This is a genomic window from Porticoccus sp. (genome assembly GCF_965660005.1).
Lineage (GTDB): Bacteria > Pseudomonadota > Gammaproteobacteria > Pseudomonadales > Porticoccaceae > Porticoccus.
Genome location: NZ_CBFHYF010000041.1, coordinates 1 through 14,948 on the forward strand (window position 1 = coordinate 1; position 14,948 = coordinate 14,948).

The 14,948-nt window shown below is 52.8% G+C and carries 20 protein-coding genes; 15 read left to right on the forward strand and 5 right to left on the reverse strand.

Features of this window, described 5'->3' with window-relative positions; genetic code table 11:
• The 11 genes from ACTF5G_RS08370 to ACTF5G_RS08420 form a co-directional block, all read left to right on the forward strand.
• On the forward strand, positions 1-346 hold a 346-nt coding region (locus tag ACTF5G_RS08370; protein WP_438952364.1), incomplete at its 5' end, for an integrase core domain-containing protein.
• Positions 347-449: 103 nt separating this feature from the next.
• Complete coding sequence (mrdA, locus tag ACTF5G_RS08375; RefSeq protein ID WP_438952365.1) at positions 450-2,309, forward strand: penicillin-binding protein 2; 1,860 nt, start codon at positions 450-452, stop codon at positions 2,307-2,309.
• Positions 2,296-3,438: a rod shape-determining protein RodA gene (gene rodA, locus ACTF5G_RS08380; protein WP_438952366.1), complete on the forward strand. Its 1,143-nt coding sequence runs from the start codon at positions 2,296-2,298 to the stop codon at positions 3,436-3,438. Before mrdA ends, rodA begins: the two co-directional genes overlap by 14 nt.
• A 34-nt stretch (positions 3,439-3,472) precedes the next feature.
• Positions 3,473-4,456 (forward strand): lytic murein transglycosylase B, encoded by a 984-nt coding sequence (gene mltB, locus ACTF5G_RS08385; RefSeq protein ID WP_438952367.1) that lies wholly within the window; start codon positions 3,473-3,475, stop codon positions 4,454-4,456.
• On the forward strand, positions 4,440-5,312 hold the full coding sequence (locus ACTF5G_RS08390) for a septal ring lytic transglycosylase RlpA family protein (RefSeq protein ID WP_438952368.1): 873 nt from the start codon (positions 4,440-4,442) through the stop codon (positions 5,310-5,312). Before mltB ends, ACTF5G_RS08390 begins: the two co-directional genes overlap by 17 nt.
• A gap of 93 nt (positions 5,313-5,405) precedes the next feature.
• Entirely contained in the window at positions 5,406-6,557 is a 1,152-nt protein-coding gene (locus tag ACTF5G_RS08395) for a D-alanyl-D-alanine carboxypeptidase family protein (RefSeq protein WP_438952369.1), read from the forward strand.
• Positions 6,557-6,826 (forward strand): HP0495 family protein, encoded by a 270-nt coding sequence (locus tag ACTF5G_RS08400; RefSeq protein WP_438952370.1) that lies wholly within the window; start codon positions 6,557-6,559, stop codon positions 6,824-6,826. The genes ACTF5G_RS08395 and ACTF5G_RS08400 overlap by 1 nt, the downstream gene beginning before the upstream one ends.
• A gap of 29 nt (positions 6,827-6,855) precedes the next feature.
• Positions 6,856-7,530: a lipoyl(octanoyl) transferase LipB gene (lipB, locus tag ACTF5G_RS08405; RefSeq protein ID WP_438952371.1), complete on the forward strand. Its 675-nt coding sequence runs from the start codon at positions 6,856-6,858 to the stop codon at positions 7,528-7,530.
• A 59-nt stretch (positions 7,531-7,589) separates the two neighbouring features.
• Positions 7,590-8,570 (forward strand): lipoyl synthase, encoded by a 981-nt coding sequence (gene lipA, locus ACTF5G_RS08410; RefSeq protein ID WP_438952372.1) that lies wholly within the window; start codon positions 7,590-7,592, stop codon positions 8,568-8,570.
• Between the two features lie 28 nt (positions 8,571-8,598).
• Positions 8,599-9,393: an ABC transporter ATP-binding protein gene (locus ACTF5G_RS08415; RefSeq protein ID WP_438952373.1), complete on the forward strand. Its 795-nt coding sequence runs from the start codon at positions 8,599-8,601 to the stop codon at positions 9,391-9,393.
• Between the two features lie 43 nt (positions 9,394-9,436).
• The gene (locus ACTF5G_RS08420; protein ID WP_438952374.1) at positions 9,437-9,919 is read left to right on the forward strand and encodes an FKBP-type peptidyl-prolyl cis-trans isomerase; all 483 of its coding nucleotides are present in this window, start codon (positions 9,437-9,439) and stop codon (positions 9,917-9,919) included.
• 79 nt (positions 9,920-9,998) lie between these two features.
• Here the strand turns inward: ACTF5G_RS08420 and ACTF5G_RS08425 are convergent, their stop codons facing one another.
• The 4 genes from ACTF5G_RS08425 to ACTF5G_RS08440 all read right to left on the reverse strand — a co-directional run bounded on the left by ACTF5G_RS08425 (position 9,999) and on the right by ACTF5G_RS08440 (position 13,011).
• Positions 9,999-11,177, reverse strand: a complete 1,179-nt coding sequence (locus ACTF5G_RS08425; RefSeq protein ID WP_438952375.1) for a hypothetical protein — start codon at positions 11,175-11,177, stop codon at positions 9,999-10,001.
• Positions 11,178-11,354: 177 nt separating this feature from the next.
• Positions 11,355-11,750 carry a cupin domain-containing protein gene (locus ACTF5G_RS08430; RefSeq protein ID WP_438952376.1) on the reverse strand — a complete coding sequence of 132 codons (396 nt, stop codon included), beginning with the start codon at positions 11,748-11,750 and terminating at the stop codon, positions 11,355-11,357.
• Positions 11,751-11,837: 87 nt separating this feature from the next.
• Positions 11,838-12,155, reverse strand: a complete 318-nt coding sequence (locus ACTF5G_RS08435) for a hypothetical protein (protein ID WP_438952377.1) — start codon at positions 12,153-12,155, stop codon at positions 11,838-11,840.
• Between the two features lie 34 nt (positions 12,156-12,189).
• Positions 12,190-13,011, reverse strand: a complete 822-nt coding sequence (locus tag ACTF5G_RS08440) for a PHP domain-containing protein (RefSeq protein WP_438952378.1) — start codon at positions 13,009-13,011, stop codon at positions 12,190-12,192.
• 43 nt (positions 13,012-13,054) lie between these two features.
• On the opposite strand from ACTF5G_RS08440, the gene ACTF5G_RS08445 reads away from it, so the two are divergent.
• Genes ACTF5G_RS08445 through ACTF5G_RS08455 form a run of 3 tightly spaced genes read left to right on the forward strand, consistent with a single transcriptional unit; the run spans position 13,055 to position 14,112 of the window.
• On the forward strand, positions 13,055-13,576 hold the full coding sequence (locus ACTF5G_RS08445; RefSeq protein WP_438952379.1) for a SprT family zinc-dependent metalloprotease: 522 nt from the start codon (positions 13,055-13,057) through the stop codon (positions 13,574-13,576).
• Positions 13,573-13,848, forward strand: coding sequence for a GIY-YIG nuclease family protein (locus ACTF5G_RS08450; RefSeq protein ID WP_438952380.1), 276 nt, complete (start codon positions 13,573-13,575; stop codon positions 13,846-13,848). Before ACTF5G_RS08445 ends, ACTF5G_RS08450 begins: the two co-directional genes overlap by 4 nt.
• 12 nt (positions 13,849-13,860) lie before the next feature.
• Entirely contained in the window at positions 13,861-14,112 is a 252-nt protein-coding gene (locus ACTF5G_RS08455; RefSeq protein ID WP_438952381.1) for a GNAT family N-acetyltransferase, read from the forward strand.
• Positions 14,113-14,116: 4 nt separating this feature from the next.
• Here the strand turns inward: ACTF5G_RS08455 and ACTF5G_RS08460 are convergent, their stop codons facing one another.
• Positions 14,117-14,398, reverse strand: coding sequence for a pyrimidine/purine nucleoside phosphorylase (locus ACTF5G_RS08460; RefSeq protein WP_438952382.1), 282 nt, complete (start codon positions 14,396-14,398; stop codon positions 14,117-14,119).
• 115 nt (positions 14,399-14,513) lie between these two features.
• Here ACTF5G_RS08460 and ACTF5G_RS08465 point away from each other — a divergent pair.
• Positions 14,514-14,948 (forward strand): FAD-dependent oxidoreductase (locus ACTF5G_RS08465; RefSeq protein ID WP_438952383.1); only part of this gene is annotated, 435 nt, incomplete at its 3' end.

The window sequence follows — 14,948 nt, forward strand, 5'->3', positions numbered from 1 at the left end:
TGCCCTGCGGGTGATCCGCGCACTGGATCAGATCATTGAATGGCGCGGAAAGCCCGCGGCACTTCGATGCGACAATGGGCCAGAGTACATCTCGCAGGCGCTGGTAGAGTGGGCCAACAGGAACCGGATTACGCTGATCTATATCCAGCCGGGCAAGCCAACTCAGAATGCCTACATCGAGCGGTTCAACCGGACCGCTCGGCATGAATGGTTGGATTTGCATGAGTTCATCAGCGTCGCCCATGCCCAGCTATTAGCGACCCAGTGGCTTTGGCAATACAATAACGAACGGCCAAACACGGCTATCGGAGGCATACCTCCAACTCAACTGCTACAGGCAGCTTAACTCTCTACTCAAACGGGCGGTTAAAAATGGGGGGATTACAATGGTTATTACCATTCAGTAAATCCGGTGGTCTGCTATCGACATGCGGTTACAATGACTGTCCATGAATCATAATGACCGTGCACTAAAAAACCCGTTGATGGATTACCGGCTTTATGCCGGTCGCCTGCTCTTTGCCATGGCCGTAGTTTTGTTGTTGCTGGGTGGACTGCTCTGGCGCTATTACCATCTGCAGGTTGAGCGACATGACGCCTTCGTTACACTGTCTGATCGGAATCGACTGTTGGTTGAACCGGTACCACCGCCCCGCGGGCTTATTTTTGACCGAAATGGGGTGTTGCTGGCTGATAATCGTCCCAGTTTTAATCTTTCCATTGTCCTGGAACGCGTTGAAAATCTTGCCGCATTGCTCGATGAGCTTGAAAAACTGGTGGGGATTACCGATGCCGATAAGGGTCGCTTTCAAAAACTGCTGCAACGTCGCCAGCGACCCTATGAACCTGTTCCCCTGAGATTGAACCTGAGTGAGCGTGAGCAGGGCATTCTTGCTGTCAATGAATACCGGTTGCCTGGTGTTGAAGTCACCGTTCAGCTGCTGCGTCATTATCCACTTGGCGCCGAGCTTGCCCATGTACTGGGTTATGTGGGGCGTATCAATGATCGTGAAATACAGCAACTCGATTCAGTCCGTTATAGTGGTACGTTGGTGGTTGGGAAAACCGGATTGGAAAATTTCTACGAAGATGAATTGCTTGGTGAGGTAGGATACCAGACGGTTGAAACCAATGCCCGGGGACGGCTTATGCGCCAGCTGGAGCGGGTCGAGCCCAAGCCGGGTAAGGATTTGTATCTGCATCTGGACAGTCGCTTGCAACGGGTTGCCTACGAGAGCATGGGCGATCGAAGAGGTGCTGTGGTAGCCATTGATGTGGCTACAGGAGGGGTGCTCGCCATGGCCAGCACCCCCGGATTTGATCCCAATGAGTTTGTTACCGGGATCAGCTTTGAAAGCTACAATGCGTTGCTCAATTCTATCAATCGGCCTTTGTTTGACCGGGTTCTTCAGGGGCAGTACCCCCCCGGTTCCATTGTCAAGCCGATCTACGGTTTGGCGGCACTGGGAAGTGGCACGATTACGCCTGCCTATCGTATCTATGACCCGGGCTTCTACCAGTTGAAAAACTATGAGCACAAATACCGGGACTGGAAAAAGGGGGGACACGGCAGCAACATTTATTTGAGCGATGCCATCATTCAATCCTGTGACACCTTTTTTTACGATGTGGGTGTCAAAATGACTATTGACGTGATGTCGCTTTATGGTGCCCGATTTGGTTTTGGTCATAAAACCGGGCTGGATATGCCCTCTGAGCGGGCGGGCATCATGCCTTCAAGGGCCTGGAAGCGGGGGGCAAAAGGGTTGGCTTGGTACCCGGGGGATACAGTCAATACATCCATCGGTCAGGGTTTTACACTAGTGACACCAATGCAGATGGCTGTAGCTGCCACGAGGTTGGCCAGTCGTGGCGAGATAAGGCCCCCGCGACTGGTGCGTGGTGATAACGAAAATTCTCCGCCGGCCGGTATGATCAAGGCATCGGATCAGCACTGGGACTATGTTCACGAGGCAATGCAGGAGGTTGTACATGGTCTCCGGGGTACTGCCAAGGTGATCAACAAGGATCTCGATTATCATATTGCCGGTAAAACCGGTACCGCCCAGGTCGTTGGTATCAATCAGGATGAAGAATATGATCGGGAGCTGGTTAATGAGCGAAACCGGGATCACGCTTTGTTTATTGCTTTTGCGCCTGTGGAGCAGCCACGGATTGCTGTATCGGTGATTGTCCAGAATGGTGAACATGGCAGTTCAACGGCCGCACCACTTGCACGCCAGATAATGGATGCCTATATGGCACTGTATCCGGAAAATCCGTCAGAGGCATCCGATGAGCCAGAGTGATTTTGTCCGGCGGATGGGGTCTGGTGGATCGGCGATATATTGTGGCCCCAGCCAGTGGCAGCGTATCCATGTGGATCTACCACTCCTGTGCCTGCTTGCAGTGCTGGCCACAGCGGGTCTGATTGTCCTATACAGTGCTGGCGGACAGAATACTGCCTATGTGCATCGCCAGTTGATCCACTTTGGCATCGGGTTGCTGGTGATGCTGGTTGTGGCACAGGTCCCTCTACGATTACTGGACCGGTGGGCCTGGCTCCCTTATCTTATGGGTGTTTTATTATTACTTGGGGTGTTGTTTTTTGGTGTTGGAGCGAAGGGTGCACAGCGCTGGCTGGAGATTGGAGGGTTTCGTTTTCAGCCCTCTGAAATTCTTAAAATCGCAGTTCCCCTGATGTTGGCGAGTTACCTGGGTAAGCGTGGGATACCCCCGCAATTCAAGCACGTCTTTTTCGCCCTGCTCTTTATACTGGTTCCGCCCGTGCTGGTCGGATTGCAGCCGGATCTTGGAACGGCCGTTCTTATCGGCGCTGCCGGTTTTTTTGCGTTATTCCTGGCGGGCTTGCCGAAGCGTTACCTGGTTTTTGCGGTTTTATTGGCGGTATGTCTGTTGCCATTAATGTGGTTTTATATGCTACATGATTACCAGCGGCAGAGAATCCTGACGCTGTTTAACCCGGAGGCAGATCGGCTCGGCGCGGGGTGGAATATTATCCAGTCCACTATTGCTATTGGCTCTGGTGGAATTGATGGCAAGGGTTGGACGCTGGGTACCCAGTCACAGCTTGATTTTCTGCCAGAGGGACACACCGACTTTATCATCGCGGTGCTGGCAGAGGAGTTTGGGCTGATCGGGGTCATGTTGCTGGGGACGCTCTATTTACTGATTATAAGTCGCTGTATTTTTATCGCTCTGTGGGCACAAAGTATGTTTGGTCGCCTGCTGGCCGGGAGCATTACACTGACTTTTTTTGTCTATATTTTTGTCAATATGGGGATGGTCTCCGGCATTCTGCCAGTCGTGGGCGTGCCATTGCCGTTAGTGAGTTATGGTGGTACGTCCATTGTGACCCTGATGCTCGGATTTGGTATGCTGATGGCCGTCAGTACGGACAGGAAAAGGTCGATCTAACAGGGTTCATGGGCAAGCTGCCCGGAGTGGAAAAATGATGAAAATACTGTTGTCAGTTACAGCCGGAATGCTGTTATCCCTATCGGCTCAGGCAAGTTACCTGCAGCATCCGGATGCCAGGATTTTCACCGAGCGGATGGTATCCGAGCATGGTTTCGAAGGAGCCTCTGTGGATGCCCTGTTGGAAGCGGCGGAAAAAAAGCAGACCATTATTGATGCCATGGAGCGACCGGCTGAAAAAATCAAACCCTGGAAAGACTACCGCAAGATTTTTATCACCGAAAAACGTATCACCGAGGGTGTTGATTTCTGGCGCAAGAACAGGGCTGTGCTGGGTGAGGCATCAAGGCAGTACCAGGTCGCACCGGAAGTGATTGTGGCCATTATCGGGGTGGAGACATTCTATGGCCGGATCAAGGGAAGTTTTCGGGTGATTGATGCACTCGCAACACTGTCCTTTGACTATCCGCCCCGCAGTCCTTTCTTTACCAAACAGCTGGAACAATTTCTGCTGTTGGCCAGAGAGCAGGACCAGGATCCGCTGACGCTGATGGGATCCTATGCCGGTGCGATGGGTTATGGTCAGTTTATCCCCAGCAGTTACCGTAGTTTTGCGGTGGATTTCGACGGTGATGGCTTTGCCGATATCTGGGAAAATAAAGCTGATGCCATTGGCAGTGTTGCCAATTATTTTGCGGAGCATGGCTGGAAAATGGGTGAAACAGTAGTCGCCCGAGCCCGAATGAAAGAAAGTTTTGATGAGGCACTTCTCAATCAGGCCGGTCTGGACAAGACAGTTGATGAGTTAGCTGAAATGGGTTTCACCAGTGAGGTACCTCTGAGCGGTTGTGCCAAGGCGATCCCGGTCCGACTCGATGGTGACAATGGTTTGGAGTACTGGCTTGGTTTGAATAATTTTTATGTGATTACCCGCTATAATCGAAGCCTCCTCTATGCCATGGCGGTTCATGAGCTGAGCCAACAGATACTGGAGCGGGTTAGTGAAGACAAGCTGTAAGCCCTTATTTTTTACAATGTTGCTGGGCAGCATATTGTTGTTTCAGGGTTGCGGTGGTTCAGGGGGTGGTGCCAGTCCCGCTGGCGGTTACGGCTATGGTGATGGGCCGCCACCAAAAGATATCGATGTCAGTGGCCTGCCGGATGCTGTGCCCAGGCATGAACCGATCACTCTGGCTGGCAATAAAAGTCCCTATACCGTGTTGGGTAAAACCTACCAGGTGATGCCTTCAAGCAAAGGGTTTCGTCAGCGAGGCCTGGCTTCATGGTACGGCAACAAGTTCCATGGCCGCACGACCTCAAACGGTGAAATTTACAGCATGTATGAGATGACGGCAGCCCATAAAACTCTGCCGATTCCCTGCTATGTCAAGGTGACCAACCTGGAAAATGGCCGCAGTGTGATTGTGCGGGTCAATGATCGCGGACCTTTCCATGGGGACAGGGTGATTGATTTATCCTATGCGGCGGCCAAAAAACTGGGTTATTCAGATCAGGGGACGGCCAAAGTGGAGATATCCGTTGTTGATCCGTCGAACTATCAAGATAATGCAGTGGCTTGGCCACAATTGGCATCCGGTCCGGCCATGCTGCCGGAGGCCAGAGTTGATGCCGGCGGCCGGGCCAACAATGCCTATCTGCAGGTGGGGGTATTCAGTAACCAGCTAGCAGCCACTGATCTGTCGCAACGCTTATCGGGAGTGACAGAGTACCCGGTAGTGATCCGCCAGCAGCCATCACCGCAGCCTTTGTTTAAGGTTTTGGTGGGTCCGGTGGCAGATCACCTGAAATTATTTGATCTGAAAACGACCCTGGGGCAGATCGACAACCTCAGTCCTTTTATTGTTTATGACTGATCCTGTCACTGCGCCAGAGGTAGCAGCGTGATAGACTTTTGCCCTGCTTTTCGTTCAGTGCATTCACCAAAAATATTGGAAACCGGTTTCGTTATGCTGAAAAAAAGTTTTTTTGTCGGATTGCTGTTTATCGTTATGGGCAATATTGCTCAAGCCAGAATACTGATTCCGGCACCACCAGACCTCGCGGCATCCGCCTGGATTCTCCTTGATGCCAATACTGGAAAAGTACTTGTTGAGCACAATGCCGATGAGCAGGTTCCCCCCGCCAGTCTGACCAAGATGATGACCAGTTATATCGTCTCTGGAGATATTCACAATGGCAAGGTGAAAGAAGAGGATATGGTGCCCATCAGTGTGACTGCCTGGCAGATGGGTGGTTCGAAGATGTTTATTCAGGAAGGGACTCAGGTACCACTGATCGATTTGTTGCGGGGCGTGATTATCCAGTCCGGTAATGATGCCTCGGTGGCCCTAGCGGAGTATCTGGCGGGCAGCGAAAGTGCTTTTGCCGATGTGATGAACCAGCAGGCAAAATTGCTCGGGATGAAAAACTCCTATTTTGTGAATCCTACCGGCTGGCCTGCAGAGGGACATCTCACCACCGCCAGGGACATGTCGCTGTTGGCCAGGGCGCTGATCCGGGACCATCCGGAACATTATAGTATCTACAGTGAAAAGTATTTTGACTACAACGGTATCAAGCAACCCAATCGCAACCGGTTGCTCTGGCGCGATACCACAGTCGATGGCCTGAAAACAGGCCATACCGAGGCGGCGGGTTACTGCCTGGTCGCCTCTGCCGTTCGCAATGGTATGCGGCTTGTATCTGTGGTTATGGGAACCAGCAGCGAGGAAATCCGGGCACGTGAATCACAAAAGCTTCTGGCGTATGGATTCCGTTACTATGAAACAGGCCAGCTGTATTCCAAAGGTGATGTTGTTCAGGAGAATGCCCCTGTCTGGTACGGTAAAGAAAACCGTATCAATCTGGTCGTGCCGGAAGACGTTTATCTGACCATTCCGCGTGGCTCCAGAGATGAACTCGAAGCCAGAATCCTGGTTGATCAAACTATCAAGGCCCCTTTGAGTGACGTTCAGGAGCTGGGTCGATTGAGTGTCAGCTATGAAGGTGAGACGTTACTGGATATGCCGGTCGTGGCCGAACGTCCCGTAGCGGAGGCTGGCTTCTTCTCGCGGTTATGGGATGCCATTACCCTCTTTTTTGTGGGACTGTTCTCCTGATGCCTGAACAGTCGGCCCCCAAAATTGAATTTCCCTGTGATTACCCCATAAAGGTGATGGGCAGGGCTGTGCCGGGCCTGCACAGCCTTGTCATTGAGGTCATGGAACGCCATGCCCCGGGCTTTGATTTGGCAGCTGTATCCATTCGTGACAGTCGCCATGGTAATTTTCAGGCGATCACCGTAACCATCACGGCAACTGGAGAAGCGCAATTGACGGCCATTTTTGAGGACCTCAAGGACAACCCTCTGGTGCAGATGGTCCTGTAGATACTGATCTCGCGGTGGTTATTACACTGATGGACACACATAGTGCACTGCCTCTTATCGTCCGCTATCTCGGGCGACGTGATTACGCCCAAACATTTGAGGCCATGAAGCGGATCACTGCTGACCGAGATGATCAGACCCCCGATGAAATCTGGCTTCTGGAACACGAGCCTGTCTTTACCCAGGGGCAGGCGGGCAAGCAGGAATACATTTTGATGCCCGGCCATATTCCGGTTGTACAGAGTGACCGTGGGGGTCATGTGACCTACCACGGTCCTGGTCAGATCACCGGTTATCTGTTGATTGATTTGCGTCGGCTCGGTATCGGGGTTCGCGATCTGGTCACATTGATTGAAGCGGCCATGGTGGACACCCTTGCCCATTGGGAAATTACTGCTGCACCCAGGCCCGATGCGCCGGGTGTTTACCTGAATGACGGAGCCAAGATCGGCTCACTGGGTCTGCGGGTTCGTCGTGGTTGCAGCTACCACGGCCTCAATTTCAATGTGGCCATGGATCTGGCACCCTGGGCGAGAATTAATCCCTGCGGGCTCGGTGTGGTGATGACCCAAATGAACGATTTGCTGGCCGAGCCCGTCACTGTTCAGGAAGTGGCAGAGCGTCTGGCCGATATTTTGACGGTCAAGCTGGGTTACAATAGCCACCATGTAGAAGCGGCACACCCGCTGTTGATTGACCGCTAATTGTTTGCCGACAAATGCATGTATCTATTATAACCCCCAGGACTTTTGAGTAATTTCGTATGACCGATGTCAAGATAGTTCCGCCACAGCGCACCCGTCGTATTGCCCGGGGAGAAAAGCTGCGCAGCGCCGATAAGGTCGAGAGAATACCGGTAAAAGTCATCCCCACAGAAACCTACCAGCGCAAACCGGACTGGATGCGAATTCGCCTGTCATCGTCGCCCCGGGTTCAGGAAATCAAGGATATTCTGCGCAAACATACACTGGCGACGGTCTGTGAGGAGGCCGCCTGTCCGAATTTGAGTGAGTGCTTCAGTCATGGCACAGCCACGTTTATGATCATGGGTGAAATCTGCACCCGTCGTTGCCCATTCTGTGATGTGGGGCACGGCAAGCCAAACCCCCTTGATGCTGCTGAGCCAGTTAATCTGGCCCGCGCCATTCAGGAGATGCAGTTGCGCTATGTGGTGATTACGTCGGTGGATCGGGACGATCTCCGCGATGGCGGTGCGCAACATTTTGCCGACTGTATTCGTGAGTCCAGGTTGCTCAGTCCGGACCTCAAAGTGGAAGTTCTGGTACCGGATTTTCGCGGTCGTATGGAACCGGCCCTGGCAATCCTCTCCGCAACGCCACCGGATGTGTTCAATCACAATCTGGAAACCGTTCCCCGGCTCTATCGCGAAGCGAGACCGGGTGCCAATTACCGGTGGTCGCTCAAACTGCTTCAGGAATACAAACGGCTCAACCTCGGCGTTCCCACCAAATCGGGCTTGATGGTGGGGCTTGGCGAAACCCGGGATGAGCTGCTGAGAACACTAGACGATCTCCGTGCCCACGATGTGGATATGCTGACGGTGGGACAGTATTTGCAACCCTCCAAAAACCATCTGCCGGTAGACCGCTTTGTGCACCCGGATGAATTTGCCGAGTATGCCGAATACGCTCGCCGAATTGGTTTCAGTCAGGTGGCGTCCGGCCCGTTGGTTCGTTCTTCCTATCACGCCGACAAGCAGGCCAGAGGCGAAGCCGTCAAATAACCACCTGTCATAAAAATGGACATAACCCATGCAACATCCCCGGTTGCTCGATATCCGCAATGCCACGGTATTTCGGGATAATAAAAAAGTCTTCGATCATTTTTCGCTGGCGGTCGAGCAGGGCCAGAGTACGGCGATTATCGGCCCCAATGGCGCCGGAAAAAGTACCCTGCTGAAGTTATTGTCCCGGGAGCTCTATCCGGTAGTGAAGGATGACTCCTGGGTGAGGATACTCGGTCAGGATCGACCGGTGCTCTGGGAGTTGAGGGAAAAAATTGGTCTCGTATCTGCCGACCTGCAACAGGGATTTGTCCCGGAAGTCAGCGGTCTGGGCGTCGTGGTCTCCGGATTGCACAATTCGATTGGCCTGTTCCATTACCAGCAAGTCACGGAGGAGCAACTATCCCGGGGCAGGGTTGTATTGCAGGAGTTGGGGGTGGCTGAACTGGTCAATCGTCCCTACCGTCAGATGTCGACCGGGCAGCAGCGCCGCTGCCTGTTGGGCCGCGCGCTCATTCATCGCCCGGATCACCTGATTCTTGATGAACCCACCAGTGGTCTAGATTTGAATGCGACCTATCATTATCTGGACGTCATCCGGCAGTTGGCGAAAAAGGGTAAAACCATTCTGCTAGCCACTCATCACATCCATGAAATTCCGCCGGAAATCCAGCGTGTTGTCTTTATGGCCAATGGCGAAATCGTAGCAGATGGAGCCAAGGAGCAATTGCTCACAGATTCGCGTCTCTCCGAATTATTTGCCATGCCTTTAAAAGTGACTTCTTCTCAGGGGTTTTATCAGGTCTTGCCAGCCCAGGCGTAGCCCACCATAATTCGGCCTTTGCAAAAATCAGGGTAATCCAACCATGAAAATAAATGACAATTGCGTGGTGACGTTCCACTATTCCATGACCGATGAAACCGGTGATTTGGTGGAGACTTCCAGGGAGGGCGAGCCAACAGCTTACCTGCATGGCCACCGCAACATGATCGAGACCCTTGAGGCTGCGATGCAGGGTAAAGAAACCGGTGAAACGTTCACCGTGACGCTGCCCCCGGAACTGGCCTATGGCCGGGTGCGCTCACAAAGTGTCATGCGTGTTTCCATCAAGAATCTGAAGTTTGAGGGGAAGCTGGAGGCCGGCATGACCGTGCCGCTGGTTACTAATGAGGGACTGCGTCCGGTGACTGTGGTTAAAGTCGGCAAATTCAACGTCGACATTGACACCAACCACCCGCTGGCGGGTAAAACCCTGACCTTTGATGTGGAGATCATTGATGTCCGCAAAGCAACTCAGGATGAACTTGGTCATGGGCACGCCCATGGCGCCGGTGGTCACCATCACTGAGTTGGTATCCTCGGGTATCGGAAAAAGGCGCTGATCAATTTGACGATACTCGGCTCCAATAGCCTGAGATGCAGCTTGATCAGTAGTATTGCAGTATTAACCCCAGTGAAGCGATGTCGACGTCCGTGCCAGCATATCCGCTGGCATTGGCATCTCCGGTGACATAGTGCAGGTTGACAGTCGCCTTGTAGCCGTTGATGACGTAATTCAGCCCCCATTCGGTCGTATCGCTGGTATCGGCATCATCCGGGTCATTTTTCATATAGCGTGCGTAGGACTGGAATTGTCCCAGGCCAACTTTTTGTGGAAATAGGTACCCCGCCGTAGCAAAGTAAGAATCACCCTTGAACAGGCAGAAACATTCCTCCAACCCATCAACGGGTGGTGAAGCAAATGTGAAGTCTCCGTCCATATTCTTGTAGCCTGCCTCAAAGGTCACCACCCCCCGATTTTCCAACACTGTTTCGGAAAAGATATCAAAGGCAAAGCCGGTAAAGTCGCCGGGATCCTGTTTGCTGCCTGTGCTATCTTTCTGGCTTTGGAATGTCAGCGCTGCCGTCAGCAAGTCCCCGGCTTTGCCAAAGTGTGTGGCCGCCGTGTAATACCCTACCAGTGGCTCTACATTGAGGAAATTATAGGCAATGCGGCCTGCATACAGCAGATGATCATCCGTATTGCCATAGTCATCGGTGCCCTCAAAAATACCCGCCAGATACTGTATTTTATCAATGGCGCCGAAGACCAGCGCGCCCTCGCTGCGCCCGAGGCGTCCGGCGGGTCCATCGTAATCTGCAGGGAACAGTGGCTGGCGATACTGATTCCAGCTCATGCCGGTATAGGGGCCGTTCAGACCCGGCCGGTCGGTGGGGACCAGGGTGCGACCGACCCAGAGATTAAACTTCGGATCGAGATCAAACTGCAGAATCGCATCAATGAACATGACGGAATCACCTTCATACTTCTCGGTGTTGATGCTGAATTTGATGTGTTCGCTGAGCTGTCCGGCGACATACAGTCGCATACTGTCCATCGTGAATTCATTGCTGCCGTCAGTTGCACTGTTTCTGGTGGTATGTTGCATACGCAGGCCACCACCTAGACTCACCCAGAGCGTATCGCTGTGCGCAGCTTTTAGCCCGGCGTTGGCCGGTAATGTGGCAAAGCTGGCCAACAAAGAGAGTACTATGAAGGGTGCGTAACTTTTGCGGCGTACAGAATTTTGGGGTGCACGATGCAACCAGGCAGTTTTGATTGCCATATTTTCTCCCCATTTTTTTATCGCTATTATTCTAGTCCGGGGATTGTATAGGCTGGGTCACAGCAAAGGCCAATTTTCCCAGGGGATTTTTTTAACCTGCCGCTGGGGGCTATCTGCTGTCGGTGACCAGATAGTGACTGAAAAAGTTGTGCTTTTATCTGGCAGTGTTCAATGCGGCTATTCCAGAAACACTCTGTCGTCACCCAGGAATTCCGGCGCCTGCACCGAAAGCACTTTCAGGGGGACTGATGATGTGGTTTTTACTCCATGGGGCGTCCCCTCGGGCACCTTGATAAAATCCCCCGAGCCCACTGGGAATTCCTCTTCACCCAGTCGCATCAAGCCGGTTCCCTCGAGGATATAAATCGTTTCTGTATGGGTGAGATGTTTGTGCAAGGGCACAAACTGTTTCACGAACACGATGAAATCCGTCGCGTGCTGGTCACTGCTCAATTTTTCCACATGGATATTCACCAGGGTTTCCGGTGGTTGAATATCGCTGATTGACAGCTTGCCAGCATGTGCCTGAGTAAGGTTCAGTAGAGTTAGTATCAGTATGAAAAGCAATTTCATGATGACGCCCCTGTTTCCGGTTGACGGCTTTTTTATGGTAACTGAACTCGGATGAGATGGCTTACTCCACGAATTGGCTGGACGACGCTACTTGTCCTGCCAAATACGCCGGATTGGCTCGCCAAAATCATCGTAAATAATGGTTTCTTTTGGTCGGCTTCTGGTGGTTTTGTTCGAGGGTGATTTTTTTTGGCGACGGGCATCCAGAGCTGCTAACACTTCAGGCACAGGGGTTCGTTCGGCCTTTGGCTGGTTGAAAAAAGCAGTGGGTAAATTCTCGCAAGGGTTTTCCCGACCGCTGATGCCGCGGGGGATTTGTTGTATTTCACCACCTTGCCGAAGGTAGTTTTCTACCTGTTGTTGCAGTTGTCGGCGAAGTTGGGATTTGGTAGGTGCTTTATTCACGGGGCTCGCTTTGTTGCTGACAGATCTGCCCATGTTACCAGTGTTGCCAAACTGGCTGACACTGTTCTGGCAGCGGTGGGAAGCACCCGAGCTCTGCCCAGGGTTGTCCCGGTTGGTGGAAGTCAGAGCCACAGGACGCGAGAAGTTGTTTTTGCTGGCAGATAACTGCCAGATCCCTGGTGGTGTTGGGCATCTGCTTGCCGGACACCACCTCCATACCCTGGCCACCTGCAGCGATAAAATCATCTATCAATGCGATCAGTTTGGTGCGGGTCAGGTCGTATTTAATTGGGTGAGCCAGCACAGCCGTGCCGCCTGAGTCCCGGATCCACGACACTATTTGCGGGATTTCCGCCCAGCATTGTTTTACATCGCCCGGTTTCCCGGCACCCAGGTATTTTTTAAACGCCTGCCTGAAATTGCCAACGGCCCCGATATTTACCAGATGCTGGGCGAAATGGGGGCGGCCCAGATTGTCATTGCCGGCAATGGCTGCAGCGCCTGCCAGGGTGTCGGCCAATCCCGCCTGATGCAGCTTCTCGGCAATACGCTCGGCCCGCTGTCGGCGCGCCTGTTGCTGAAACGCGACACCGGTCTTCAGTGCCTCACTATTGATAGCCACGTTGAGGCCCAGAATATGTACCCCGATCTTGCGCCATTGACTGGAAAATTCCACGGCCGGAATTACCTGAATGGACTGGGCTTTGCAAAGTTCCAGCTGTTGCCAGGCGGCAGTGCTGTCGTGATCGGTAACCGCCAGCACATCGACGCCCGCCCGAGCTGCGAGGGCCATCAGTTCTGCGGGTGAGAGTGTGCCATCGGAGCAGTTGGTGTGGCTGTGCAGGTCATAAATCATGGTCCGATTATAGCCTGAGACGGTTTGCGGCTATACTGTGCGGATGAAATATATTACCCCGATCAGTGAGCGACAGCGTCTTCAGGTTGTGGAGAGGACGGCTGGTTTCATCCAGCGCGGCAGCAAACTGTTTGGACAAAAGTTTGCCGAGATACCGGTGGTTTTCGATTTGAGCGGCGGTACAGCAGGGATGTATCGGGTCAGGGACACCCAGCAGGTTATCCGCTATAACCCGTGGATTTTTGCCAAATATTTTGATGATAGTCTGGCGGTGACTGTGCCCCATGAAGTGGCCCACTATCTGGTGGACTGTCTGCACGGCCTCGGCAAGGTGCGGCCCCATGGTGTTCAGTGGCGCGGGATTATGAACGCGTTCGGTGTCGAACCCCGTGCCACCGGGAGTTTTGATCTGGCCGGTATCCCGATGCGTCGCCAGCGACGTTTTGCTTACCGCTGCGAGTGTTCCACCCACCAACTGGCTACCCGTCGTCACAATATTGTTCAGCGGGGTGAGGTACGCTATCGCTGTCGTGATTGCGGTGAGACATTGACCGCTGCTTCATGACGCAAGACGATTGGGTTGTCTACATGATTGAAGCCAGCGATGGCTCACTTTATACCGGCATTACTACCAATATCACCCGGCGTTTTCGGGCCCATCTGACAGGCAAGAGTGGAGCCCGATATTTTCACCGGGGGCGACAGCCGGTCAGGGTTGTCTATACGGAGAAAGCCAGTGACCGGAGCGCTGCCTCAAAAAGGGAGGCAGCGATCAAGAAACTCCCCCGCCTGCAGAAATTATTGCTGGTCAGGACATTGTTGATGAGTGAGTACTGAGATCAATATCGCGTGTCGTTCAAAGAAGAGGTCCAACACAATGTTGGCGAGCAGTGTTTTTTTATCGATCTTGAGCGGGGGCGAGCGGTCTTGTCTTATCGTCTCTTGTCCGATGGGATAGTGGACTTCACCCACACCTATGTGCCCGATGAGTACCGTGGCGAAGGGTACGCCGAGAAGCTGGTAAAGGTTGGTCTTGATTGGGCCAACCAGCAGATGTTGGGTATTCAGGCTACCTGCTGGTATGTCAGGAAATTTCTTTAGTACATTATTCGTAGGTACACAGATAAGCCGTATCCACGGTCACCTTTAATTGAAAGGCACTGTCTGGCGGCACCTCAAAGCTATCGCCGGGTTTGAAGGTCTGCCAGTCATCCTGCCCGGGCAGTTTTACTGTCAGTACACCGCTGACCACTGTCAGGGTTTCCTTTTTGTCGGGACAGAACTCGTGCTCACCGGGTGCCATAACACCCACTGTGGCAGGCAGGGTTTCGGTCTGGAAGCCGATGGAGACTACCTTGCCACCAAAATACTCGTTTACTTTAAACATAGGCTTTCGCTCGACAGATTGGTTGGATAACAACGTTGCTTGCCACGGGTCGCTATAGTACCTGCAGTCGGCGGTCGATAGAATGCGTGCCTGGTGGATTTTTACAGGCAAAATTTTGAACCAGTGGGATGTGATTGTTATCGGTGCCGGTGCTGCCGGTCTGATGTCCGCCATTGTGGCGGGTCGGCGGGGACGACGGGTTCTGGTACTGGAGCGCGCCAATAGAGCGGGCAAGAAGATCCTAATGTCGGGTGGTGGACGCTGTAATTTCACGAACCTGTATGTGGAGCCGGATCATTTTCTCTCTGCCAATCCCCATTTCTGCAGATCGGCATTGAGCCGTTATACTCAGTGGGACTTCATTGAGCTGGTGAGAAAGCACGGTATTTCCTACCACGAGAAAACCCTTGGCCAGCTGTTCTGTAACGACACATCGAAAGCCATTCTCAATATGCTTCTGGACGAAGCGGCGCAGGCATCCGTAGAGCTGATAACAAATTGCGGCGTATCAACAGTGACCCATGACCAGGATTTTCGTGTCCGGACTCCC